23 protein-coding genes and 1 other annotated feature are annotated in these 23,665 nt (G+C 46.2%); of the genes, 2 read left to right on the top strand and 21 right to left on the bottom strand.

Annotated elements, in window-relative coordinates; translation table 11 throughout:
* Positions 1 to 57: 57 nt before the first annotated feature.
* The 13 genes from J7E26_RS09710 to valS all read right to left on the bottom strand — a co-directional run bounded on the left by J7E26_RS09710 (position 58) and on the right by valS (position 13,376).
* A complete protein-coding gene (locus J7E26_RS09710) occupies positions 58 to 924 on the bottom strand; it encodes a M50 family metallopeptidase (protein WP_214798115.1) in 867 nt (288 codons plus the stop codon).
* Entirely contained in the window at positions 917 to 1,720 is an 804-nt protein-coding gene (locus J7E26_RS09705) for a M23 family metallopeptidase (protein WP_214798114.1), read from the bottom strand. Before J7E26_RS09705 ends, J7E26_RS09710 begins: the two co-directional genes overlap by 8 nt.
* A 137-nt stretch (positions 1,721 to 1,857) precedes the next feature.
* Complete coding sequence (minD, locus tag J7E26_RS09700) at positions 1,858 to 2,661, bottom strand: septum site-determining protein MinD (RefSeq protein ID WP_214798113.1); 804 nt, start codon at positions 2,659 to 2,661, stop codon at positions 1,858 to 1,860.
* Between the two features lie 2 nt (positions 2,662 to 2,663).
* Entirely contained in the window at positions 2,664 to 3,344 is a 681-nt protein-coding gene (gene minC / locus J7E26_RS09695; RefSeq protein WP_061523004.1) for a septum site-determining protein MinC, read from the bottom strand.
* 52 nt (positions 3,345 to 3,396) lie between these two features.
* Positions 3,397 to 3,915, bottom strand: a complete 519-nt coding sequence (gene mreD / locus J7E26_RS09690) for a rod shape-determining protein MreD (RefSeq protein ID WP_214798111.1) — start codon at positions 3,913 to 3,915, stop codon at positions 3,397 to 3,399.
* Entirely contained in the window at positions 3,912 to 4,784 is an 873-nt protein-coding gene (mreC, locus tag J7E26_RS09685; RefSeq protein WP_214798109.1) for a rod shape-determining protein MreC, read from the bottom strand. The genes mreD and mreC overlap by 4 nt, the downstream gene beginning before the upstream one ends.
* Positions 4,785 to 4,814: 30 nt before the next feature.
* The gene (gene mreB / locus J7E26_RS09680; RefSeq protein ID WP_061522939.1) at positions 4,815 to 5,828 is read right to left on the bottom strand and encodes a cell shape-determining protein MreB; all 1,014 of its coding nucleotides are present in this window, start codon (positions 5,826 to 5,828) and stop codon (positions 4,815 to 4,817) included.
* Positions 5,829 to 5,919: 91 nt separating this feature from the next.
* The gene (radC, locus tag J7E26_RS09675) at positions 5,920 to 6,615 is read right to left on the bottom strand and encodes a RadC family protein (protein WP_214798107.1); all 696 of its coding nucleotides are present in this window, start codon (positions 6,613 to 6,615) and stop codon (positions 5,920 to 5,922) included.
* Positions 6,616 to 6,646: 31 nt separating this feature from the next.
* Entirely contained in the window at positions 6,647 to 7,216 is a 570-nt protein-coding gene (locus J7E26_RS09670) for a Maf family protein (protein WP_214798105.1), read from the bottom strand.
* Between the two features lie 141 nt (positions 7,217 to 7,357).
* Positions 7,358 to 8,362, bottom strand: coding sequence for an SPOR domain-containing protein (locus J7E26_RS09665; protein ID WP_214798103.1), 1,005 nt, complete (start codon positions 8,360 to 8,362; stop codon positions 7,358 to 7,360).
* 132 nt (positions 8,363 to 8,494) lie between these two features.
* Positions 8,495 to 9,241: a prepilin peptidase gene (locus J7E26_RS09660; RefSeq protein ID WP_214798933.1), complete on the bottom strand. Its 747-nt coding sequence runs from the start codon at positions 9,239 to 9,241 to the stop codon at positions 8,495 to 8,497.
* A gap of 138 nt (positions 9,242 to 9,379) precedes the next feature.
* Positions 9,380 to 10,675 carry a bifunctional folylpolyglutamate synthase/dihydrofolate synthase gene (locus J7E26_RS09655; protein WP_214798101.1) on the bottom strand — a complete coding sequence of 432 codons (1,296 nt, stop codon included), beginning with the start codon at positions 10,673 to 10,675 and terminating at the stop codon, positions 9,380 to 9,382.
* A 58-nt stretch (positions 10,676 to 10,733) separates the two neighbouring features.
* Positions 10,734 to 13,376: a valine--tRNA ligase gene (gene valS, locus J7E26_RS09650; RefSeq protein WP_214798099.1), complete on the bottom strand. Its 2,643-nt coding sequence runs from the start codon at positions 13,374 to 13,376 to the stop codon at positions 10,734 to 10,736.
* A gap of 58 nt (positions 13,377 to 13,434) precedes the next feature.
* Positions 13,435 to 13,658 (bottom strand) — a binding site (T-box leader).
* 170 nt (positions 13,659 to 13,828) lie between these two features.
* Between valS and J7E26_RS09645 the strand changes: the two genes are divergently transcribed.
* Positions 13,829 to 14,020, top strand: coding sequence for a hypothetical protein (locus tag J7E26_RS09645; protein WP_045926471.1), 192 nt, complete (start codon positions 13,829 to 13,831; stop codon positions 14,018 to 14,020).
* A gap of 13 nt (positions 14,021 to 14,033) precedes the next feature.
* Here J7E26_RS09645 and ysxE read toward each other — a convergent pair whose 3' ends face one another.
* The 8 genes from ysxE to hemA all read right to left on the bottom strand — a co-directional run bounded on the left by ysxE (position 14,034) and on the right by hemA (position 22,966).
* Positions 14,034 to 15,056 carry a spore coat protein YsxE gene (ysxE, locus tag J7E26_RS09640; RefSeq protein ID WP_214798930.1) on the bottom strand — a complete coding sequence of 341 codons (1,023 nt, stop codon included), beginning with the start codon at positions 15,054 to 15,056 and terminating at the stop codon, positions 14,034 to 14,036.
* Positions 15,057 to 15,089: 33 nt separating this feature from the next.
* Positions 15,090 to 16,586 carry a LysM peptidoglycan-binding domain-containing protein gene (locus J7E26_RS09635; protein ID WP_214798097.1) on the bottom strand — a complete coding sequence of 499 codons (1,497 nt, stop codon included), beginning with the start codon at positions 16,584 to 16,586 and terminating at the stop codon, positions 15,090 to 15,092.
* 133 nt (positions 16,587 to 16,719) lie between these two features.
* Complete coding sequence (gene hemL / locus J7E26_RS09630; protein WP_214798095.1) at positions 16,720 to 18,009, bottom strand: glutamate-1-semialdehyde 2,1-aminomutase; 1,290 nt, start codon at positions 18,007 to 18,009, stop codon at positions 16,720 to 16,722.
* Positions 18,010 to 18,037: 28 nt separating this feature from the next.
* Complete coding sequence (gene hemB / locus J7E26_RS09625) at positions 18,038 to 19,012, bottom strand: porphobilinogen synthase (protein WP_214798093.1); 975 nt, start codon at positions 19,010 to 19,012, stop codon at positions 18,038 to 18,040.
* A 2-nt stretch (positions 19,013 to 19,014) separates the two neighbouring features.
* Positions 19,015 to 19,794: a uroporphyrinogen-III synthase gene (locus tag J7E26_RS09620; RefSeq protein WP_214798091.1), complete on the bottom strand. Its 780-nt coding sequence runs from the start codon at positions 19,792 to 19,794 to the stop codon at positions 19,015 to 19,017.
* Positions 19,784 to 20,725, bottom strand: coding sequence for a hydroxymethylbilane synthase (gene hemC / locus J7E26_RS09615; protein ID WP_214798089.1), 942 nt, complete (start codon positions 20,723 to 20,725; stop codon positions 19,784 to 19,786). Before hemC ends, J7E26_RS09620 begins: the two co-directional genes overlap by 11 nt.
* A 35-nt stretch (positions 20,726 to 20,760) precedes the next feature.
* On the bottom strand, positions 20,761 to 21,591 hold the full coding sequence (locus J7E26_RS09610; protein WP_061522992.1) for a cytochrome c biogenesis protein: 831 nt from the start codon (positions 21,589 to 21,591) through the stop codon (positions 20,761 to 20,763).
* A 7-nt stretch (positions 21,592 to 21,598) separates the two neighbouring features.
* Complete coding sequence (gene hemA / locus J7E26_RS09605) at positions 21,599 to 22,966, bottom strand: glutamyl-tRNA reductase (RefSeq protein WP_214798087.1); 1,368 nt, start codon at positions 22,964 to 22,966, stop codon at positions 21,599 to 21,601.
* A 184-nt stretch (positions 22,967 to 23,150) separates the two neighbouring features.
* Here hemA and J7E26_RS09600 point away from each other — a divergent pair, with 184 nt between their 5' ends.
* Positions 23,151 to 23,642: a hypothetical protein gene (locus J7E26_RS09600; RefSeq protein WP_214798085.1), complete on the top strand. Its 492-nt coding sequence runs from the start codon at positions 23,151 to 23,153 to the stop codon at positions 23,640 to 23,642.
* Positions 23,643 to 23,665 lie beyond the last annotated feature (23 nt).

Raw genomic sequence — 23,665 nt, 5'->3', positions numbered from 1 at the left:
GCTACATCCATAACATTAAAAAATATATCAAAACAGAAGACATATGTCAATCTATTTCTAGTAAGGCAGCAGCAGTTCTTCCATAGAGGAATCTGTCCGCTTATCGGCAAAATAAGCGTGCAGCACTTCATTCTCATCAAGCTGGCTGAGTTTCTCGCCGGCTTTTTCAATGATGATCGGGTGCTTGCATCCCCGCTTAAATTCAGCCATCACGTGCTTAACCTTGGCATCAGCCTTGACCGTCAGAGGGAGCAGCATCTCAACATCGCGGTTGTTTCCGTAATATCTCTCCAATAGAAACCGCATCTGAATATAATGCCTTTTCCGATATTCATCCCACAAGGAAGCCGCGAGAAATACGAACAGCACCCAGGCGCTGATCTGCAAGGGAACAGCCAGTACAATCCAGCAGCAGAGCAAAAACGCGAAAGCGGCCGAGGTCTGGACACTGAGAAGATGCGCTCTTTGAAAAGCCATTTGTTTTGAAAAGTATAAAAACACCATTTTTCCTCCGTCAAGCGGCCAGATCGGCAGCAGGTTGATAAAAAGAATCGACAGGTTATAAAATGTAAACATCTCGAATGTCTGCTGTCCGACTATGCCTGACCCAAAAAGGAGCCAAGCTGCCGCCTGAAGCCATAAATGCTGCAGCGGGCCGGCCAGAATGACCGCAAATTCTTCCTTGAGCGGCCGGTTTCCGTGCTCCTCCACTTCAACCGTCCCGCCGAAGGGAAGCAAAAAAATCCGTTTAATCCGCCACGAAAAAAACACGGCCAGAGCAGCATGCCCCAGCTCATGAACGAATACAACCAGCAAAAGACATAACAGCGCTTTAATGTGCCCTGTCACAAGCCCAAGCCCCATAATAATCCAAAGAAAAGGATGAACGTGAATTTTTAAGATCAGACTCAGCCATTTATTCATCAAATGTGATCACCTGAATCGGATCTATGAACTTGTCTCCTTCTTGCATCGCAAAATAGTATTGGCCTTTATTCTTATCGTCAAGCTTGATGGAACCGATCTTTTTGCCTTTATCGATAAAATCATACAGAGACACGTTAACGTCTTTAAGCTGTCCGTAAATGCTGCAGGTATTGTCAGCGTGCTGCACCTTAACCGTCAATCCTGTTTTCTTATCTTTATTGACTTCAACGACATAGCCCTCTTTTACACTATCAATTGTATCGCTGGCCGTTTCTACGATTACGCCTTCCCCATTATTCTGAAAGTCCTCCTGGATTTTGCCTGCAGCAGGTACAGCAAGATCATGGCTGACCGCTACTTGGCCGCCCTTTTTTTTCGTGCCGGGTGTGAGAAAAGCGAGCGGATTTCCGAATGCGGACTCAAACCAGTGGCTCACGGCAGCAAACTGAAATTCTTTTTGAAAAGTTTGCGCAATAGCCGGCTTGATTTGAGCCAAAGGCTGTTTGTCAGTTTTATAGGCAATAGCGGAGATAAGAACAAGACACGCCGCCAGCAGGCATTTTAAAATGATAGAATTGGTATTAATCAATGGATGCCTTCCGTTGAATTCCGGCGGATGTTCCGTTTCATAGCTCGGAAGGAGCCTGTGCTTTTCTTGTTCCTTGACTGCCTGCCAAGCGGGGAGCTTTTGTTTCTTCTGAGCGGTTTGGACGGCAGCAGGGCGTTTTGGACCGGGCTGCTGCTTTCTTCTTTTGGCCAGTCTTTTTCTAATTTCATCAGCTCTGTGACTCATCGCTATCATCCTTTGCAATCGTTGGGTTTGTACATCCTATGCCTTGTCCAATGCAAATATGCGCCTTGCTGATGATAAACAAAAAAAAAGACCTGACAAGCTGCCGCTTCATCAGATCCTTGTGTTCTATTATTTTATTATGACCGCACGCCGAAAAATGACTTTATTTTCGCCATCATTCCTTTTTGCTGCTCTTCAAGCACCTGTAAAGGAACGGATTCTCCTAAAATACGCCGGGCAATATTGCGGTATGCAATGCTGGCGCGATTTTTTGAATTCATTGCAATCGGTTCGCCGATATTTGATGCTTTAATCACTTCATCATCGTCAGCGACGATTCCGAGCAGATCAATAGAAAGATGATGAACAACCTCGTCGACATCCATCGTATCCCCGTTTTTCACAAGGTGACTTCTGATGCGGTTAACGATAAGCCGCGGCGGTTCAATTTCCTCCTGCTCCAAAAGACCGATAATACGGTCGGCATCCCGCACCGCTGAAATTTCCGGCGTTGTCACAACAATCGCCTTATCAGCTCCGGAAACGGCATTTTTATAGCCTTGTTCAATTCCGGCGGGACAATCAATGATGACATAATCAAATTCCTGCTTGAGCTGCTGCACAAGCGATTTGATTTGCTCAGGAACAACAGCCGTTTTGTCGCTTGTCTGGGCAGCCGGCATCAAATGAAGCAGATCATCAAAACGTTTATCCTTAACAAGCGCCTGATGCATCTTGCATCTGCCTTCAATTACGTCAACTAAGTCATATATAATTCTGTTTTCAAGACCCATTACGACATCAAGGTTGCGCAGTCCGATATCTGTATCTACTAAACAGACGCGTTTCCCTAAAATGGCTAAGGCGGTACCGAGGTTTGCAGATGTTGTTGTTTTTCCTACTCCGCCTTTTCCCGAAGTTATTACGATAGCCTCACCCAATTTCACATTCCTCCCTCAAGCCTTGTTAGATCAGGTCTTAAATGAGCCAAATGTTGAAGGCGTTCAATGACCATATTTCCGTCTGTATCTAAATAAGCACATTCCATGTCGTTCCCTTTTTGAATGTGGTCTGGGGAGCGATTTAACACGTGATTGATCCTTAATTGTGTCGGCAGCATTTCGGAAGCAGCGATCACGGCCCGGCTGTTTCCGTTATAACCGGCGTGGGCAATTCCTTTTAATGAGCCGAGAACAAATATATTCCCTCCGGCCTTAACCGTTCCGCCGGGATTCACATCTCCGATCAATAGCAAATCTCCCGTCACGTGAAGCACCTGCCCTGAACGGACAATTTTAGAAACCGAAACAATCTCCGCTTCCTCTTTCATGCGCTGCGCTTCTTCTTTAGCGATGACTTCACTGTCAATTGAATGAACGACTAAATCTTTCTTTGACGCGATCAGATCAGTGAGCTGTTCTTCCTGTTCCTGATACAGATAGCGATGTCCGAGTTTAATATGAACACTGATTTTTTGACCTTTGCCATCAGTATATTGTTCAATCGACAGCATACTTTGAAGACCATCGAGAAGCTCATCAAAAGAACACGCATCATCCAGATGCAATGTTAAGCCGTTTTTTGTTCCTTTTATTGTTACATATTGCTGCTTTTTGGTCTTCACAATGTTCACCTCAACAACATACTCTTTTCGTCAAAAAAAGATAAAATCCTTTTTACTCATCTCTTAATTCTTTCTTTAGACTTATATAAAACAGCCTAAAAGGCAGGACTAACACAATTGCGCCTGCAATATTCAGTAAAACGGTCGGTAAAAACCGCTGAATGACAAATTCATTGAACGTCATTGTGCTTCTGTGAATTAAACTCTGAATCCCGTAGACGTAAAATTCAAGCACACATACGCCGAGCACCGCCACAAGAATGACCATTAAAGCGTTCGTCTGCAATACTTTAAACGCTTTGGCAGCCAGGTAGCATAGGCCGGCAAAACCGAACATATAAACTCCTAAAACACCCGTATACGTGATGTCATAGAGAAGACCGAAAATGAATCCATAAATGACCGCATGTTTTTGATTGATGAAAGCGGACATAAAAATTAAAACAAGCAAAAGAAAGTGCGGAACAACCTGCTGTTCGTCGGAAACGAAAGGAAAATGCACCAAATCAGTATAGATGCTTTCCCCAGAAAAGACCAGCATCATAATCAAAGGGAGAAGGAAACGTTTCACGATCCTTCCTCCCCTGTATCAGAAGTTGCTACGCTGCGGTTCACCACAATAACATGGTCTAAATCATACAGGTTGGCAGCCGGTTTGACGTACGCGATTTTGGTCAGTCCGTAAGAATCAGATTCAACGTCAGTTACTTCGCCGACTGTCAACCCCTGAGGAAATACACCGCCCGTTCCGGAGGTTTCCACAAGATCGCCCTTTTTCACTTCGCGCTTTTCATCCGGCTCAAGAATGGTCATTTTAAGGGTTTGTTTCTTTTTGTCATACCCTTCAATTAAACCGTAGCCTTTACTGCCTTTTTTACCCGAGATTTTGGTTGCCACTCTGTTGTTGCGGTCAACATCGCTTAGCAGCTGAACGGCAGATGTAAAGTTGTTAAGCCCGCTGCTTTTAATTTTCCCGACCAGCGCGCCTTTTTCGTTTGTGACAGCCATGTCTTTGGCCACTTTTTGTTTCGATCCCTTATTAATCATGATTTGCTTGTACCATTGATCAGGGTTTCTCGCGATAACGGTCGCTAAAATCGGTTCATAATCGGTAATCGATTTGACGTGTCCGAGTTCATCAAGCAATTTCTTGTTTTCATCTTTCAATTCTTGGAGCTTTGCTTCATATTGCGTCTGTCCGTCCAGTTTTTCTCTTAAACGTTCATTTTCTTTGTATGTGTTTTTCAGGTCTTCTATGTCCCCGAAGAACCCTGCAAAATATTCGGCAGGCGTGTGAAAAATATTTTGAAATACTCCCGTCGTATCACCGATCAGCTTTTCAGGCCAGGTGGTATTACGGCCGTTCTTCAGCGAGAATCCAATCATAGCCACCAATATGATAATACACAGAAGTAATAGCATTAACCGTTTATTCGGCATCGTGTTACACCTCTTCTATTTAACTCCTGATTATCTTGTTTTCCCTTTGAAAAGATGGATGTGCTCCAGTGCTTTTCCAGTACCGATCGCAACACAATCAAGCGGATCTTCAGCGATAAGAACCGGCATTTTCGTTTCGTCACTGATGACTTTGTCAAGGTTTCGAAGCAGCGCGCCTCCCCCTGTCAACACAATGCCTCTGTCCATAATATCAGCGGCAAGCTCAGGCGGTGTTTTTTCAAGCGTGCTCTTCACTGCGTCAACGATAGAAAGAACGGTGTCACGCAATGCATTTGCAATTTCGGTTCCCGTAATTTCGATTGTTTTCGGCAGGCCTGTCAGCAGATCGCGGCCGCGAATTTCCATTGTTGCATTTTCTTCGCCCGTTTCCGCTGAACCGATCTCCATTTTGATAGCTTCTGCCGTACGGTCCCCGATCATCAGGTTATATGTTTTTCTGATATAGCTGATGATCGAATCATCCATTTCGTCACCGGCCACGCGAATGGATTGAGATGTAACAATGCCGCCTAATGAGATAATTGCGACTTCCGTTGTTCCGCCTCCGATATCAACGACCATACTGCCCGTCGGCTCCCAAACAGGAAGGTTTGCACCGATGGCAGCCGCAAACGGTTCTTCAATCGGGTAAGCGTCACGTGCACCGGCTTGTCTTGTCGCGTCGATGACAGCGCGTTCTTCAACCGCTGTAATACCTGACGGCACACAAACCATAACGTATGGCTTTCTCGCAAATAAACCTTTATTTTTCACAGCTTGATTAATATAGTATTTCATCATTGTCGCAGTTGTTTCATAATCAGCGATTACGCCGTCTTTCATCGGACGGAGGGCCACCACGTTACCCGGTGTGCGCCCAATCATGTTTTTAGCGTCGTTACCGACAGCCACGATTGATTTCGTATCCGTTTGCAGCGCAACGACAGACGGCTCTCTTACAACAATTCCTTTACCTTTTACAAACACAAGCGTATTCGCAGTTCCCAGATCTATACCAAGGTCTCTTGTACCAATTCCGAACATATGTATGTATCTTCCTTTCTTAAAGCAAAAATACCCTAAAGGGAAAAACTCATAAAATCTATTATATCTTAAATTAACGAAAAAAAAAGTGTTACAAATATCCTTTTTCCTTTAAACTCACAAATTTTTTATCACCAATGACCAAATGATCCAACAGCTCGATGCCGATTAAATTTCCGCATTCAAAAAGCCGTCTTGTTACCTCAATATCTTCCCTGCTTGGTGTAGGATCTCCTGAAGGATGATTGTGAACGCAAATGAAGGACGCGGCGGATCGTTTGAAAGCTTCTTTAAACACCTCCCGCGGGTGGACAATAGATGAATTCAGACTTCCTATAAAAACGGTGCGTTTATGAATGACTTGATTTTTGGTATTTAAATATAAACAGACAAAATGCTCCTGGGATAAAAAGCGCATATCCTCCATCACAAAATTTGCCCCGTCTTCCGGTGAGCGGATGACGTAATGTTCCTCGGCGGATGTCTTATGAATGCGGCTCCCCAGCTCAATTGCGGCCAGTATTTGAACGGCTTTCACTGTGCCGATTCCGGGAATGCTCGACAGCTCTTGGGCGGAGGCGCCTTTTAACAGGCGCAGGCCGTCAAACGTGCGGAGCAGCCGGTGAGAGAGGTTCATTACAGATTCATGCTTTGTCCCCGTTCTTAATAGGATTGCGAGCAATTCATTGTTTGACAGATTTTCGGCTCCGCAGTGCAGAAGCCGTTCTCTCGGTTTTTCTTTTTCTGGGAAATCTCTGAGTTTTAACGGCAGATCGCAGATGATCAAGCCCTCCTTATTCCCCTTCCCCGTTTGAACATCAAGCTTTTATATTAAATTCTTTCAGGGCTCTCATTGTTTTTGAAACAGGAAGCCCGACGACAGAATGGAAATCTCCGTCTACCTTTTTCACTAAAAGCGCGCCTTTTCCTTGGATGCCGTATGCACCTGCTTTATCCATCGGTTCTTTAGTTTCGATGTAATTCTGTATTTCGTCTTCACTGAGCGGCCAAAAGGTCACTTCCGTCGTTTCAGAGAACGTTTTTTTCCGGTCTCGCGCCTGGATGCTGACCGCTGTAATGACTTGATGGCTTCGGCCGGAAAGCCTCCGCAGCATATCTGCCGCCTCTTTTTTGTCACGCGGTTTGCCGAGGCACTCACCGTCTATACAAACCATCGTGTCAGCTCCGATAACGACTGCATCGGGATTTTCGCCGGCTACAGCCCCGGCTTTTTGCTCAGCCAACCATTGGACGTTTTCTTCCGGTGAAAGGTTTCGATTTAATTTTTCATCTACATGGCTCACAATAATGCTGTAAGGTATCTGAAGAAGATCAAGGAGTTCTTTTCTTCGCGGAGATTGTGAGGCGAGTATTAAGCGTTTTGTCATGATTGTCATCCTTTCAGGGTTTGCTTAAGAAAAAAAGATACTTGTCTATCCTACCAAATCAAACCCGCATCTACAATTTCAGAAAAATAACTTTTTCATGACAAAATAAAAAATCCCGCCTAGATGACGGGAGGAGAAATATTATTTTACAACGCTCAACAGTTCCTGCTGAGCCTTCCAGCCTGACTCGGGACTTGGCGTTTCAAGTTCCTTCAGCGCTTGAAGCAGAGCCTCTTTTTCCTTTTTGTCAGCCGCATCTCCGCTGTTTACCGCTTTTGTGATTTTGGCCACATCGGCTTTTGCTACTTCTTTACCGATGATCGCTTTGGCGGACAGTTCGGATGCTTGTTTAAAGGAATCCTCCATATCGGATTCGACCGCAAAGGAAAGCTCTTTTCCTCCCCAAGCCTCAAAATCATTGTCTATCAGCGTCTGCCCCAATTGCTGTGATAGGCTTTTTTCTGCTGAGAGGCCGGCGATCACATAGGTGTATCCGTCGTCTTTTGATAGAGAGACTGCTGAATATCCTTTTTCAGTCAGCTGGTCAACTAAGGTTTTGGCTCCTTTTTCCGATGAAAATTTTCCCGCTTGCACCGCATATGTCTTATAATTCCCCTCTGCCTGTCCCGAATTGCTTGTGTCACCCGTTTCTTGTTTGTCAGATGCTGAGTCTCCCGCTTTTACCGTCTGCCCTTGTGAGCCTTTGTCAGCTGCTGCCGGGGCAGACGCCTCTTTACTGCCGGACATATTTAAGGCGACAAGGCCGAGGCCGGTTCCTAAAACTGCGGCAACGGCAATCGTTGTGACCGCTCTTTTTACGGGAGAGGATGGGTGCTTCTTTTTTGAGTACATATGGCCTCCCGCCTTTTTCTTTTGGTATGGCGGAACGACTTTCGGATCATCCTCAAAAACGTCCTTTTCCCCCTCGTCATCCCAGTTAAAATCATCTTCCTTAGGGTCTTCATGAGAGGCTGCAGTCTCCTGCTCCGCCTTTTTAGTTTCCTCCCAATTCGAAAATGTGACTGTTTTTTCTTCTCCGGCTTTCATTTCCTCTTGTCCATACATGGTTTCTTCTTTTCCGTTAATAGTCACTTTAAGGGCATTATTTTTTGCTTTGCTGTTCTTTTTGCTTTTCCTTTTTTTCACCGTCTCTTCCCCCTCGCTTTCGTCTTGGCCGTACCATGAACTGATCATGTTTCACACTTTAGCATAGGCGAAAAAAAAAAGAACAAGACTTTTGTCGTCTTGTCCAAAAAACGTTCGCCAAATTTTTCAGCATCAGCCGGAGGCCAGATGGATATAGAACGAAAACAGCTCCTCTCCGTATAAATAACTCACGATACTGCCTGCTGCGATGGCCGGCGCAAAGGGGAAAGGCTGCTTTTTTGCCAGCCTTCCGCCAAGATGAGCACACGCCCCGTATACGGCTCCGATGATAACGGACAGAAAAAACGCAATGAGCACGAGCTTTACGCCAAGCGCAAGCCCGATAACCCCGAACAGTTTTACATCTCCTCCGCCGATCCCGCCTTTACTGGCAAACATGATAACGGCAAGCAGAAGAAAACCGCAAACTGCTCCGGCAAGCCCTGCATACCATGAACCAAGCGGGGAGAAAAATCGTCCGGCAATGAAAAACGGGAGAAAAAACAGCAGAACCTTGTCAGGAATCAGCATATAATGCAGATCCGTCACAGTGACAATAATCAAAAGAGAGAGAAACAGAAGAGCGACAAACAGTTCTGCCGTCAAACCAAAGCGGATACCGGCAGCCGTAAACAAACAAGCCGTCCACCATTCAACCGCGGGATACATCAGTGACAGCTTTCGCCGGCAGCTTTTGCACCTTCCTCTCTGCACGGCATAAGAAAAAACAGGAATCAATTCAGTCCAAGAAAGCGGGGAGCGGCAAAAAGAGCAGGCTGAGCGCGGGTAAACAATCGAGATCCGCATCGGGATGCGGCACGCTGCCGTATAAAAAAAAGAACCGAGGATTAAACCGAGGGCAAATAGAATGAAAAGCATCATCTTGACCACACCTTTTCTATCAATCTGGCTCAGATTGTAGCATAGAGAAACGCAAGGCCCCAAATGCACAAAAATGGCTTTTGCATTTAGAAAAGCCCGGCAGAACCGTAATTTGTCCTGCCGGGCTTTTTACGGCTAGGAGATAAGCCGTTTTCTCATTTCTGAAATAAAATACAGTGATCCGGTAATGATGATGATGTCATCTGCTCCGTCTTTTTGTTCTATCCATTCTTTTACGCTGTCCGGGTCTTCATCAAAGCTTTTATTCGCCAGACTGCTTGCGTCATAAAGGTCTTTCGCGCTTGAAGCACGCGGGAAGTCAAACGACGTAAAGTGAATAGAGTCTGCAGCCGTTTCAAGCTTCTTGATCATTTCCTGGTACGGTTTGTCTTTTAATGCGCTGAAGACGACATGAATTGTATTGCCAGCAAAGCGCTGCTTGACGGTTTCGGCCAGTTTTTCTATTCCTTCTTCGTTATGAGCGCCGTCCGCATACACAAGAGGACGTTCTTGAAGCCGTTCAAATCGGCCAGGCCATGCAGCTTTTTTCAGCCCGTTCCGCAATGCTTCTTCCGGAATGTCGGCATATGTTAACCGGTTCAGCCATTCAGCCGCCAAAATCGCCAATGCCGCGTTCTGCCTTTGATGAATGCCGATCAATGAGGTTTGAATATTTTCATAGCGTTTCACATCGGTTTCTAACGAAAAGGATTCGCCGGACAAAAGCGCTGCTTCGTTAAAAAGACTGCACGTTTCATATAATGACTGATACGGGGCCTGCTTTTCTTCGGCCTCGGCTTCGATGACGCCAAGCGCCTCCGGCTGATTGACGCCTGTAATGATCGGAATGCCTTCTTTTATAATACCGGCCTTTTCCCCAGCAATCGCCTCAATGGTATGGCCTAAAATCGCCATATGGTCATGCCCGATGCTTGTAATAACGGTCAGCAGCGGTTCAACGATATTGGTTGAATCGTATTTTCCGCCAAGCCCCGCTTCGAAAATGACAAAATCAATGCCGCTTTGTTTTGCAAAATATAAAAATGCACAGGCCGTGATGATTTCAAATTCTGTCACCGTTCCGGCATCCGTCTCATCCAGTTCATCCACAAAAGGTTTAATTTCGTTAACAAGCTGTCTCCATTCCTCATCAGAAATCGGCGTGCCGTTGACGCTGATACGTTCATTAAACGTAATGATATACGGAGATGTAAACGTGCCTACCGTATAGCCGGCTTCTTGAAGCACGGAACGGATAAATGAGACGGTTGACCCTTTTCCGTTTGTGCCCGCCACATGAATGGCGCGGATTTTCTTCTCGGGGCGGCCCAATTTTTCCATAAGCCTTTCCATACGGAGAAGGCCCGGCTTTACGCCGAATTTGAGCCGGCCGTGAATCCAGCTGATCGCTTCTTTGTACGTATTAAACAATGAAATCCCCTCTTTTATACAACAAGGCGGTTTCTTAGGAAACCGCCCCGTTCGTTATTCAGCCTTTCAGCTCTGCCATCCGCAGCCGGACAGCCTCGCGTTTTGCCGTGTAGTCTTTTTCTTTCTCACGTTCTTCCTCAATGACATGTTCAGGAGCCTTTTTGATGAATCCTTCGTTGCCGAGTTTTTTCTGAACGCGTTCGACTTCTTTTGTCAGCTTGTCGAATTCTTTTTGTAAACGAGCGATTTCTTCATCAATATTAATGAGCCCTTCAAGCGGCAAAATCACTTCCGCTCCGGTTACGACTGCTGTCATCGCTTTATCGGCCGCATTGATACCGGTTCCGATTTTCAGTGTGCTCGGGTTTGTGAAGCGCTCAACGTAAGAGCGGTTCTTCTCAAGGCGCTCAGCGATGTCCTCTGTAGATGTTTTAATATAAAGCTCAACCTGCTTGCTCATCGGCGTATTGACTTCGCTGCGGATATTGCGGACTGAACGGATTAATTCAACAAGCAGTTTCATATCTGCCGCGGCTTCTGTATCCGTATGTTCCGGCACCGCAACAGGCCAAGAACTGATTGTAATCGATTCGCCCTCATGAGGAAGGTGCTGCCAAATTTCCTCCGTCAAGAACGGCATGAACGGGTGAAGCAGACGCATCGTCTGATCAAGCACGTATGCCAAGACAGAGCGGGTGGTTTTCTTCGCAGCTTCATCTTCCCCGTAGAGCGGAAGCTTCGCCATTTCAATATACCAGTCGCACACATCATCCCAGATGAAGTTGTACAAATGGCGTCCGACTTCACCGAATTCATAACGGTCCGCAAGCTGAGTCACGTTTTCAATCGTTTCGTTCAGTCTTGTCAGAATCCACTTATCGGCAACTGATTTTTCTCCGGAGAGATCAAGCTCATCATAGGTCATGCCGTCCATGTTCATTAATGCAAAACGGGATGCGTTCCAAATTTTATTTGCAAAGTTCCATGTAGACTCCACTTTTTCGTAGCTGAAACGGAGATCCTGCCCCGGAGAGCTTCCGGTAGCTAAGAAATAACGGAGAGAATCTGCTCCGTACTGGTCGATGACATCCATCGGATCAACGCCGTTGCCAAGCGATTTACTCATTTTTCTGCCTTGTTCGTCACGGATTAAGCCGTGAATCAGCACGTCTTTAAACGGACGCTCGCCCGTAAATTCAAGGCCTTGGAAAATCATGCGGGATACCCAGAAGAAAATAATGTCATACCCTGTTACAAGCACATCGGTTGAGTAATAACGCGTAAAGTCTTCCGCGTTTTCGTCAGGCCAGCCCATAGTGGAAAACGGCCAAAGCGCGGAGCTGAACCACGTATCAAGCACGTCTGCATCCTGCTCCCAGTTTTCGCTGTCTTCCGGCGCCTCAAGGCCGACATACACTTCCCCTGTTTCTTTATGATACCAGGCCGGGATGCGATGGCCCCACCATAATTGACGGGAAATACACCAATCGCGGATGTTTTCCATCCAGTGTAAGTATGTTTTTTCGAAACGGTCGGGAACAAAGTTGACTTTCTCTTCTTTTGTCTGAAGCTCAACCGCCGCATCGGCAAGCGGCTGCATTTTGACAAACCATTGCGTGGACAGATACGGCTCAACGACCGCGCCGCTTCTCTCACTGTGGCCGACAGAGTGCATATGCTCTTCAATTTTAAAGAGAACGCATGATTCCTGCAGGTCTTTGACGAGTTTTTTGCGGCACTCAAACCGGTCCATTCCGTTATATGCTAACGCATTTTCATTCATTGTTCCGTCTTCATTCATGACGAGAATCCGTTCTAAATTGTGGCGGTTGCCGAGTTCAAAGTCATTCGGGTCGTGGGCAGGCGTGATTTTAACAGCTCCTGAACCGAATTCCATATCGACATAATCATCGCCGACGATCGGAATTTCACGGTTTGTGATCGGCAGAATAACGGTTTTGCCAATCAAATGCTTATAGCGCTCATCTTCCGGATGAACCGCAACCGCCGTGTCGCCAAGCATCGTTTCCGGGCGGGTGGTCGCAATTTCAATTGAGCCTGAACCGTCCGCTAACGGATAGCGCAAATGATAAAATGCGCCCTGCACATCCTTATAGATGACTTCAATATCGGATAATGCCGTTTTTGTCGCCGGATCCCAGTTGATGATATATTCGCCTCTGTAAATCAGGCCTTTTTCATACAGTTTGACGAATACTTCACGCACTGCCTTGTTCAGTCCTTCATCCAGAGTGAAGCGTTCGCGTGAGTAATCGAGTCCGAGACCCATTTTGGCCCATTGGCTGCGGATGAAGTCAGCGTACTCTTCTTTCCACTTCCATGTTTCTTCAAGAAATTTTTCGCGGCCTAAGTCATACCGGCTTGTGCCCTGTTCACGGAGCTTTGCCTCAACTTTTGCCTGAGTGGCGATACCGGCATGATCCATGCCCGGAAGCCACAGCACGTCATAGCCCTGCATACGCTTCATTCGCGTCACGATATCTTGCAGCGTCGTATCCCACGCATGGCCGAGGTGCAGTCTGCCTGTCACGTTTGGCGGCGGAATGACGACAGAGTACGGCTGTTTCGTCTGATCACCGCCGGCTTCGAAATATTTTCCTTTCAGCCAAAAATCGTAGCGGCCTTTTTCAATGGCTGCCGGATCATATTTTGTCGGCATTGTTTGTTCGTTTGTATCCATCATAACCCTCCAGCATGTTTAGAAATGGCTGAGCAACTAAAAAAGAGCCTTCATCCCTGTAAAGGACGAAAAGCTCTTTCGCGGTACCACCTTTTTTCATGAACAGCAAGTGTTCATGCACTTAAACGGATAACGGGTGCGGCCCGAATTTCTCTACTTGGTATTTCAAGAAATTATGCTCCCGGGCGACCTTCCAATGAGACGTCATAAGAAGCCTTTCAGCATAATAGCTTCTCTCTCTTCATGCGTCTTTCTTGTACTCTTCCCGTTCTCAGCAGGTGTATTTATCAGCTCATGATCTTGTTTATTTATGTTCTTTATTATAGTAAAAGTGTTTTTGATTCGTCAATCATCTTTTCCAAAAACCATTGCCGTCATACATAAATGGGCATGCACCCCGCCCTTTTTCTTCACATATGATCAAGTAAAGGCGACTTTTAGGAGGATGTGCCGTGAGGAAAAAATTTAATTCTTATTCGCTGCCGCCGTGGGCCAGACAGGTCCGCCTCGTATCCGCGCAAGTCATTATACCCATCACGATTTTTCAAGGTATCAGAACGATTTTCTTTCCGACGACCTTTGATGTCCTGCTGCTTGCCATTCTGCTGTTTTTAGCGTGCGCTTTACATTTGGAATGGATATAAAAAAACGAGTCCGTCATGAAGTGGACTCGTTTTCAGCCTTTATTTTTTTCTCCTGCTCCATTTGATACACCTTCGTGAGAAAAGGCTCAATATTTTTCATTTGCCAATACGCCCTTAACAATTGAGTGCATTCGTCTTTTTCTGTACCCCTTTGATCTGTTTGATACCGATTGAGCACTTTGTACACGCCGGACGGATAAGCCATGTAGCTGAGAAACAGGCTGATTTCCGTTTCGCGAAGGGAAAAGGCTTTGTGATACGTATAAAACCACTCCAGACACTCCGGGCAGGCTTTCGGATAGCTTCTGAACAATCTGGAGTAAAAGCCAAGCAGATCGTTTTGAGGAGGCCCCAGAGAGGCTTTTTCGAAATTCGTGAAAAAGCCGGCCCCCACATCATTATAAAGAAAGTGGCGGCTTGATAAGCTGCCGTGATTGATCACCGCTCTTGACGTTTCTTTGTCCTTCGCTGCTTCATACCACTCTTCCAGCCGTTCGAGAGCAAAGTTCACAGCGGAAATCGTTTCTGCAAGATACGTTACAGCCTGCAGCTCAAAAGGAGAAAGGTACCACTCGTTTTCGACCCTGTCGGCAAACTGCTCGTAGACAAGCTTGTCATTTTCCCAATCTCTTTTCGTCATTTCATAAAAGCTGCTGATTTCCTCCGGTCTGATTGGGATATCCCGTACGGTCGCGGAGTGGAGCCTTGCGATTTCTTTAAAAAGATAAACGTGTTTTTGATCCCGCTCTTCTTCCTCATCATATTGCAGCCAAGGCATTAAATAATAGGAATCCTCCGCCCGGCTCCCCGAAAAAAACTCGCCCGCACGCGTGCGGTAGACCGGAACGAATGAACGATATCCTTTCTCCTCGATTTCGACCATATGATCCGTGAATTGCCTGCTGCGGGCCGGCTCCAGCTGTTTCAAAGCAAAAATGCCGTGATTTGTGCAGACTTTCCACACACGCGGGCTGACAGGCTCGATATATTCAGCCTCCAGCCCGTATTCCTGAAGCACTGATTGGACTGCTTCCATTCCATTCACCACATTTTTAAGGCCTCTTGCTGCTTACGCATGGCTGTTATTGTATTCCGGTATATATAGAATCTGCCCTTCTTCCAGCTCATCATCAAACGATAAAGCATTCATTCTGATCAGCTGCTGGGAGGTGATGTCATAACGCTCACACACGCGTTCTATCGTATCCTGCTGCTGGACAATACAAATTTTCATTCTTGAAAACTTTTCGTCTTCCCTTGTAAATAACTTTGTCAAATAATGAGAATTTGTATGTTCCTTCTGCTCTGTTTCCGCTTCCTGGTCTTCTCTTTGAACCGCTTGAGGCTCCGGCTCTTCAGGTTCAGAAGGTATCTTTGAAAACTGGAAGGACAAATCAAGAGGCGGCTCCTCTTTTTGTTCCTCCTCAGACGGAGCCACCTTCCTTACTTCAATTTCAAAGCCTTCATCAGTCTGCTCCTCTTCCTCCAGCAGCTTTGGAGCGCTGTAAAACTCCTGCTCTTCCTGCTCAGGGAGAAAGGCGCGATAAGCGGGCGCCAGCTCATCTTCCGGCTCATCTTCCGGCTCATTAGCAGCCTCCTCTGCGCTTTCTTCAGCCTCTGTGTCAGCTTTCTCCGCCTGATGACGGAGAAGCAGTTCAGGTTCAGGCTCTTCCTCTTGAAGGACGGGTAATTCCTCTTTTTCAGCTTCATCTTCTTGGGACCTCAAAGAAATATTAAGGGGAAGCGGCTCAAGATACTCTTCCCGCTGCTCCGGTGTTTCAGCTGGTTCCTCTTCAGAATCCGAATCGTCCCTCTCGGCCGTCACAACTTGCGGCTCTTCAGCTTCATCCGGCTCTTTTTCATGAAGAACAGGAGCAGGGGGAGGCGGCTCAGTAAATGAGACAGGTTCGTCTTCCTGTTCTCTGAGGAAAGGAGCTTCCTCTTCTTCCTTCGCTTCTTCATGCTCCTCGGTTTCAACTTCAACCGCGGCATCCTCCGGCTCCTCTGATAGATGCTCCGGCACATGGCGCATCATTAATTCAGGTTCGTTTTCCTCTTCTTCCGCCCCATGTTCAGCAAGGTGTTCAGCCTCTTCTCTTGCAAATTCAGGAGCCACATACAAAGGCACCTCCGGCTCCTTCTGTTCTGTTTCATCTAGCAGCCCTTCAATCGCTAAATCGGCCTGAATGGTTAAAATCCGTGAATCCGTTAATTGATAATCAAACGCATCGATAAAAACAAAGACGTCATTTAAGTGGCTTACTTTATTTTTCGGAATCGTGATGTCCACCGGGAAACAATGAAGGAGTTCAGCCGTGCCGTCCTCCCTCGCTTTCACTTCATCTACAAACCTCAGTTCTGCTGCCTGTTCTTCAAAATGTCCGTTGTGATCTATGTTGTACTCGCCAGTAAGTTCTAATGATCCTTTAATTGAGACGTAATTATTTACTTCCTGTACCCTGATGTCAGGATCTAATGAAATCGAAAGTAACTCAGAAACTTCCTGTCCTTTTTGGAAACAGATTGATTCTTCAACAGAAAATTGCAAACGGTGATTATGCGGCAAGTTCATATCCTCCTTTCATCTAATCCTTAAAATTAGATGTCACTAAAGGTGTATGCCGCAGACCGTGGAAATATGATAAGGGGGTTATTGAAAAAAAGCCGATACAAGGCAGGCTTGCATCGGCTTTTGGAGATTAACGGCTGATGCTTGAAAATACTTTTTCAGCCGCTCGAATGGTTTGTTCAATATCCTCCATTGTATGTGCAGTGGAGAGGAATAATCCTTCAAATTGAGATGGCGGAAGGAATACGCCTTCGTTTGCCATCCCTTTATAATACTTAGCGAACAGCTGCAAATCGGATGATTTGGCTGCTTCATAGTTAATAACAGGTTCGTTTGTGAAAAAGAAGCCGATCATTGAACCCGCACGGTTAAAGGTATGCGGAATGCCGTTTGCTTCAGCAGCTTTTGAAATGCCTTCTTCAAGCAGATCGCCTTTTTTCACGAACTCTTTATATGAATCAGGCGTAAGCTGCTTCAACGTCTCAAGGCCCGCCGTCATCGCAAGCGGATTTCCTGATAACGTTCCGGCCTGATAGATCGGGCCGCTCGGAGCGATTCTCTCCATAATTTCTGCTTTACCGCCGTACGCACCGACTGGAAGGCCGCCCCCGATTACTTTGCCGAGGCATGTTAAGTCAGGCGTCACGCCGAAATATCCTTGAGCGCAGTTATAGTCAACACGGAAACCGGTCATGACCTCATCAAAGATTAACAGTGTGCCGTTTTGTTCTGTAATGTCTCGCAGGCCTTGTAAAAATCCTTCCTGCGGGGGAACAACACCCATGTTTCCGGCCACTGGCTCAACGATTACACCGGCAATATCTTCGCCGAACTCCTTGAACGCAAGCTTAACGCTTTCCAAATCGTTGTACGGCACGGTGATCGTATTCATTGCGATCCCTTCCGGCACTCCCGGGCTGTCAGGAAGCCCGAGCGTCGCAACGCCAGATCCTGCTTTAATCAGCAGCGAATCGCCGTGGCCATGATAACAGCCTTCGAATTTCAAAATTTTGTTTCGGCCGGTATATCCCCGTGCCAGACGCAAGGCGCTCATTGTCGCTTCTGTGCCTGAGCTGACCATCCGTACGATTTCCATAGAAGGAACACGGTCAATGACCAATTTGGCAAGCTCGTTTTCTGCTTCTGTAGAAGCGCCGAAACTTGTACCGTATTCTGCTACTTTTTTAAGGCTTTCGACGACACGGTCATTTGTATGTCCTAAAATAAGCGGTCCCCAGCTCAGCACGTAATCAATATATTCATTGCCGTCAATATCAAAAATTCTCGATCCTTTGCCGCGCTGCATAAAAATCGGGTCCATATCAACTGATTTAAAAGCGCGGACAGGGCTGTTCACGCCGCCCGGCATCAGTTTTTGCGCTTTCTTAAAAGCGGCTTTTGATTTTTCATAGCTTCTCATCTGCCTCAGCTCCCGTCAAATGAAATAGTTACTCAGCAAGCCATTTTGCTGCGTCTTTCGCATGGTACGTCATAATCAAATCAGCACCTGCGCGTTTCATGCTCGTTAAAATTTCCAACACCATTTCTTTTTCTTTAATCCAGCCGTTTTGCGCCGCAGCTTTTACCATCGAATACTCTCCGCTCACATTATAAGCGACAAGCGGCAGATGATGGCGGTTTTTCACATCCCGCATAATATCTAAGTAAGACATTGAAGGTTTGACGATTAAAAAGTCAGCGCCTTCGGCAACATCAGATTCCGCTTCCCGAAGCGCTTCTAAGCGGTTGGACGGGTCCATCTGATACGTTTTCCGGTCACCGAATTGCGGCGTGCTGTCCGCAGCGTCACGGAACGGACCGTAAAATTCACTGGAATACTTTACGGCATAAGACATAATCGGAATATTAGCGAAACCCTCTTTGTCAAGCGCTTCTCTGATAACCGCGACAAATCCGTCCATCATATTTGAAGGAGCGATGATGTCGGCGCCCGCCTTAGCCTGGCTCACTGCAGTCTGCGCCAGCAGTTCCAGTGATTCGTCATTTAAAATTTCTCCGTCTTTTACAACCCCGCAATGGCCGTGATCCGTATATTCGCACAGACACGTATCAGCGATGACAATCATCTCAGGATAATGCTTTTTAATTTCCGCTATGCCTTTTTGCACGATGCCGTGATCATGAAAAGCCTGAGTTCCGCAGGCGTCTTTTTCTTCAGGCACGCCGAAAACGATGACAGATTTAATGCCGAGTGATATAAGTTCAGCCATTTCGTCCTTCAGTAAATCGAGTGATACATTATAAACACCCGGCATTGAAGGAACCTCTTTTTTTCCTTCGAGGCCTTCGACGACAAACAGCGGGTAAATAAAATCGGACGGATGCAAACGTGTTTCTTTTACCAATTCTCTCATCGTTGCGTTCGCGCGCAAACGGCGGTGTCTGTTAAATGTTTGATTCATCATCATCTTTCCTTTCTCGACATGCTGCACATGACGTCCAGCATTCCTTCTATCGTATATATCTTAGGCACATGGGACGAAATTCCGTATTCCAGCAGCGCCTTCTCTGTCAGAGGGCCGATGCTGATATATGCCGTCCCGTGATTCTCCCACACTTTTTCTTTGTCCACCGCATGCATAAAGGTATGCACAGCTGATGAACTTGTAAACGTAATATAATCAAAATGAGAGCGGGATGCAGCCTGTCTCAGCTCAGCCATGCCTTTTTCATCCTGAATGGTATTGTATAACACCCATTCCCTAATCTGATAGCCAAGAGGCTCGAGCTCCGTCTTTATGACATCCCGTGATAAATTGCCCTTTATGACTGTAATGGGTTCCGTTACAGCCGCGTGCTGCTTTAAGGTATCGGCCAAACATTCGGCCACATACTCATCAGGCATCACATCTGCCGTGACTCCGCGTTTCTTCAAGGCGCGGGCCGTCTTCTCACCGACTGCGGCAATCTTTTTCAGGTCCGGAGCAGATACTCCGTTCTCGGCAAGATAGGAAAAAAAGAACCGGACTCCGTTTACGCTTGTGAAGACAAGCCAGCCCGGCTCAGAAAGGTCTTCCCGAAGCCTGTCCGCACATTCGCCGGGGAGCGCTTCCTGAAAAGTAATCAGCGAGGCTGAAACAGCCGTTCCGCCGAGTGCCTCCACTTTTTTTCGGAACGGAGCCGCCTGCTTTTTATTACGGGTGACAAGCACGGTCTTTCCTTTTAAAGGAAGGTCATTCACCATCCTGATCCAGCTCCTGTTTCACACGATCGATTAATGCTTTAGCTCCTTTGTCCGCCATTATCGCTGCACAGTGTTTCCCGATCTCTTCCGGATCGTGTCCGGCTGTTTTTTCTTTAAAAATCGTTTTTCCGTCAGGAGATGCCACAAGCCCGACCAACTCAACCTCATCCTGGTCATTTATTGTCGCATAACCGGCGATCGGCACTTGGCAGCCGCCCTCCATTGCATTCAAAAAGGCCCGTTCGGCTGATACAGTGCGTGTTGTATACTCATCGGTAAATTTCGAGAACAGCTTCAGCAGCTCTTCATCCGACTCCCTGCATTCAATCGCAAGAGCGCCTTGCCCGACTGCGGGAAGACAGCGTTCCGGTTCGAGGAACTCCGTCACGACATCATCTTTCCAGCCCATTCTGGAAAGCCCTGCGGCAGCTAAAATAATAGCATCGTAGTCCTCTGTCTCAAGCTTTTGAAGTCTCGTATCTATATTACCTCTGATCCACTTAATTGTAAGGTCAGGACGCTCAACAAGCAGCTGTGCGCTTCTTCTTAAGCTGCTCGTGCCGATGATTCCGCCTTTTTTGATATCATCCAGCTTTTGATGCCCCTTTGAAATCAGCGCATCACGCGGATCCTCACGTTTCGGTATACAGCCTATGGTAAGGCCCTCAGGCAAAAGAGCGGGCATGTCCTTCATACTGTGAACCGCCATATCAATCTCCTTATTTAACAGCGCCTGTTCGATTTCTTTCACAAACAATCCTTTACCGCCCACCTTTGACAGCGTGACATCAAGAATGCGGTCGCCTTTAGTGACAATCTCTTTAATCTCAAATGTATAGGAAGGATTCAATTCCTTCAGTTTGTTAATCACCCATTTTGTTTGGGTCATTGCCAGTTTGCTCCGTCTGGAACCTACCTTAATCGTTCTCATTTTCTTTCCTCCCGAATCTGTTTGGGAACTTGATGTTAGCTGAACCAATGGAATTGCGACAGGCTTCCGAGCAGGAAGTAATTAATCATCAGCACGAGAAAACAAGCTGAATTCCACAGCGCCGCCACTTTTCCCTGCAGTTCCTTAATCAATCTGATATATAGATAGTAGCTGTATAAAAGCAGCACAATAAATGAACCGAGCACCTTTGAGTCAAACCAATACAGTGTTTCCAGCGACACATACGCCCAAATCACGCCTAAAATCAAGCTTAACAGCAGCATCGGAACCCCGATCACATTCAGAACGTAAGCCATATAATCAAGTTTTGACAAATCTTCAATTCTCAACAGCCATTTTCCCCATTTTTTCTTCTTTAATAAGTAATATTGAAACTGGTAAAGCAGCGAAAAGACAAAGGAAAGGGAAAAAGCTCCGTATGAAAGAATCGCCATGGTAATATGGATTACCAAAAGTTCTGACACAAGCTGGCCCGAAAAGGCAGCTGAATGCTGATCGGTCGGTGAAAACGTATGGATCGCTATCATCGAGAAGCCGATTACGTTCGTAAAAAACACGATAAAGTCAACGCGCAGAATCTGCGTGACAACAAGTGAGAGTGTGACAAGCACCCACGCATAAAAATAAAGAGCTTCTGTAATATTTAAGACCGGAAATCTGCCCGTCTGCCACATAAAATAGGAAAGATAAACGGTTTGCAGAGTCCAGACAATAGAAAGCAACCAGAAGGCCATTTTCCCAGCCTTCCGGTTGTGTTGAAGAAAATCTATAAAATAAAAAAGGACGCTTACTGCATAGATAACAATCGTGCCTTCATTAAGTCTTGCCATTGCTGTATCAATCATACAGCCCTCACTCACTTACAAGTCGGCCAAAGCCCGCTTTTGTTTCTACCTTTTGAAACGAATGAACCGCCTGGCGGTTATCGAGGCTTTTGTCCAACTGGCGCCCGGCCGCTTCTTCAATATCAAAGATCTGCATAAACAGCTTCAATTTCTCCTCAGAATCAGCCTCGGCCGCAAGCTCTTTCGCTTTCAGAATCGGGTCGCGGAGCATTTGATTAATGATGCTTTTCGTATGTTTGCTTAACAGCTTTTTCTCTCTCACAGTCAGATGCGGGAGCTTGCGTTCGATGCTCTGCATCGTATCTGACTGGATAGCGAGCGCCTTTTCCCGCAGCGCTGAGATGACCGGCACGACGCCGAGCGTATTCAGCCATTGCTTAAACTCAACAATTGCCGCTTCAATAAACAGCTCGACTTTCTCAGCTGTTTCACGGCGTTCTTTTAAGTTTGCTTCGACAATTCCTTCAAGGTCATCAATATCGTACAGGAAAACACCTTCAAGATCGTTTAACGCCGGATCAAGGTCCCTCGGCACGGCGATATCGACCATGAATAGCGGACGGCCCTTCCGCTTTCTGCCGGCCTTTTCCATCATATCTTTAGACACGACAAAATCACTTGCACCTGTTGAGCTGATTAGTATATCGGCTTCAGCGAGTGCATGTTCAAGCTGATTTAAGCTGCGCGCTTCTCCGGAAAAACGGTCCGCAAGCTCTTTTGCTTTTACGAATGTTCTGTTGATGACCGTTACCTTGCCGATCCCCTGGCCGTGCAGATTTTCTGCGGCAAGCTCTCCCATTTTTCCCGCACCGAGAATTAAAATGTGCTTGCTGGACAGAGAACCGAAGATTTTTTTCGCAAGCTCAACGGCAGCGTAACTGACGGAAACGGCATTTGCGCCGATATCCGTTTCAGCGTGCGTGCGTTTGCCTACGGTCACCGCCTGTTTAAACAACTCATTAAAGATCGTGCCGATTGTTTTTTCATTCTGCGCAGTTTTAAAGCTGGAACGGACCTGGCCGAGTATCTGCGTTTCTCCGATCACCATGGAATCCAAACCGCATGCCACACGGAATAAATGCTCAATCGCCGCATCGCTCTCATAGAATTTCAAAAACGGCGACAGCTCTTCTTTCGGCAAAGAAAACCATTCAGATAAAAATGTCTTTATATAATAACGGCCGGTATGAAGCTGATCCACCACCGCGTATATTTCAGTGCGGTTGCAGGTGGAGACGATAATGTTCTCCAAAACGCTTTTTTCTTCTTTTAAACGGAGCATCGCTTCTGCAAGCTCATCCGGCTGAAAACTTATTTTTTCGCGTATTTCAATAGGGGCGGATTTATAATCTACTCCCACAACAAGTATATGCATAACTTTTTCATGCACCCCCAGCACTTCGTGTTAATTTATAATCATTCTAATTTATAATGATTATAACATAGTTTCTTTCTGAAATTGTGAACAGATTTCAAAAATGTTGTGCTATAGTATAAAAAGCTTCATTTCCTACTGTATTTATCATACTAAAAATCCTTTACAGCGGGTAGGTGATAGAATGAGAAAAAAATCAATTTTATTTCCAGGGCTTCTGCTTGCCGCGTCAGTATTCGCATGGCTTCAAAGCGGACAGGTCCAATTGTTCCCGAATCAAGACGAATGGCCGGTGCTTCTTATACTGCTTGGCCTCACCATGCTCTATCAGGGCAAAAAAGAAGCAGCACCGCCCCATGTCCTTATTGGTATGCTTCTCTTCGGTATAGGTTTACACTTTTTCGTTAAGCCTGAAGTTCCATGGTGGCCCGGAGATTTTGAAATGCTGATCTTCGTATTCGGATTTTCATTATTTGCAGCAGCCAGAAAAGAATATGTATACGAAGCTGTTTCAATGATTTGTTTTTCCCTCTTTTTGTACTTCTTTAAACAAATAACGGCCTGGCTTGAGTCCGTACATATTCCAACAGAGTATTTCAAAACATACTGGCCGTATGTTTTTATCGGAATCAGCCTTTTTCTATTGTTTATCAGACGGAACAAAACTATACGATAAAACCCAAAACGCGGCGCGTTTTG

The organism is Bacillus sp. ISL-51, from assembly GCF_018613535.1.
Taxonomy (GTDB): domain Bacteria; phylum Bacillota; class Bacilli; order Bacillales; family Bacillaceae; genus Bacillus.
The sequence above is the reverse complement of the archived record's forward strand: the minus strand, read 5'-3'. Positions and strand labels throughout refer to the sequence as shown.

Bases quoted from the DNA above. Each gene is read 5' to 3' on its own strand.
- J7E26_RS09710 (WP_214798115.1), bottom strand. From the start codon at position 924: ATGAATAAATGGCTGAGTCTGATCTTAAAAATTCACGTTCATCCTTTT.
- J7E26_RS09705 (WP_214798114.1), bottom strand. From the start codon at position 1,720: ATGAGTCACAGAGCTGATGAAATTAGAAAAAGACTGGCCAAAAGAAGA.
- mreC (WP_214798109.1), bottom strand. From the start codon at position 4,784: ATGCCGAATAAACGGTTAATGCTATTACTTCTGTGTATTATCATATTG.
- mreB (WP_061522939.1), bottom strand. From the start codon at position 5,828: ATGTTCGGAATTGGTACAAGAGACCTTGGTATAGATCTGGGAACTGCG.
- J7E26_RS09670 (WP_214798105.1), bottom strand. From the start codon at position 7,216: ATGACAAAACGCTTAATACTCGCCTCACAATCTCCGCGAAGAAAAGAA.
- J7E26_RS09660 (WP_214798933.1), bottom strand. From the start codon at position 9,241: ATGCTTTTCATTCTATTTGCCCTCGGTTTAATCCTCGGTTCTTTTTTT.
- valS (WP_214798099.1), bottom strand. From the start codon at position 13,376: ATGGATACAAACGAACAAACAATGCCGACAAAATATGATCCGGCAGCC.
- ysxE (WP_214798930.1), bottom strand. From the start codon at position 15,056: ATGGAAGCAGTCCAATCAGTGCTTCAGGAATACGGGCTGGAGGCTGAA.
- hemL (WP_214798095.1), bottom strand. From the start codon at position 18,009: ATGAGAAGCTATGAAAAATCAAAAGCCGCTTTTAAGAAAGCGCAAAAA.
- hemB (WP_214798093.1), bottom strand. From the start codon at position 19,012: ATGAATCAAACATTTAACAGACACCGCCGTTTGCGCGCGAACGCAACG.
- J7E26_RS09620 (WP_214798091.1), bottom strand. From the start codon at position 19,794: ATGGTGAATGACCTTCCTTTAAAAGGAAAGACCGTGCTTGTCACCCGT.
- hemC (WP_214798089.1), bottom strand. From the start codon at position 20,725: ATGAGAACGATTAAGGTAGGTTCCAGACGGAGCAAACTGGCAATGACC.
- J7E26_RS09610 (WP_061522992.1), bottom strand. From the start codon at position 21,591: ATGATTGATACAGCAATGGCAAGACTTAATGAAGGCACGATTGTTATC.
- hemA (WP_214798087.1), bottom strand. From the start codon at position 22,966: ATGCATATACTTGTTGTGGGAGTAGATTATAAATCCGCCCCTATTGAA.
- J7E26_RS09600 (WP_214798085.1), top strand. From the start codon at position 23,151: ATGAGAAAAAAATCAATTTTATTTCCAGGGCTTCTGCTTGCCGCGTCA.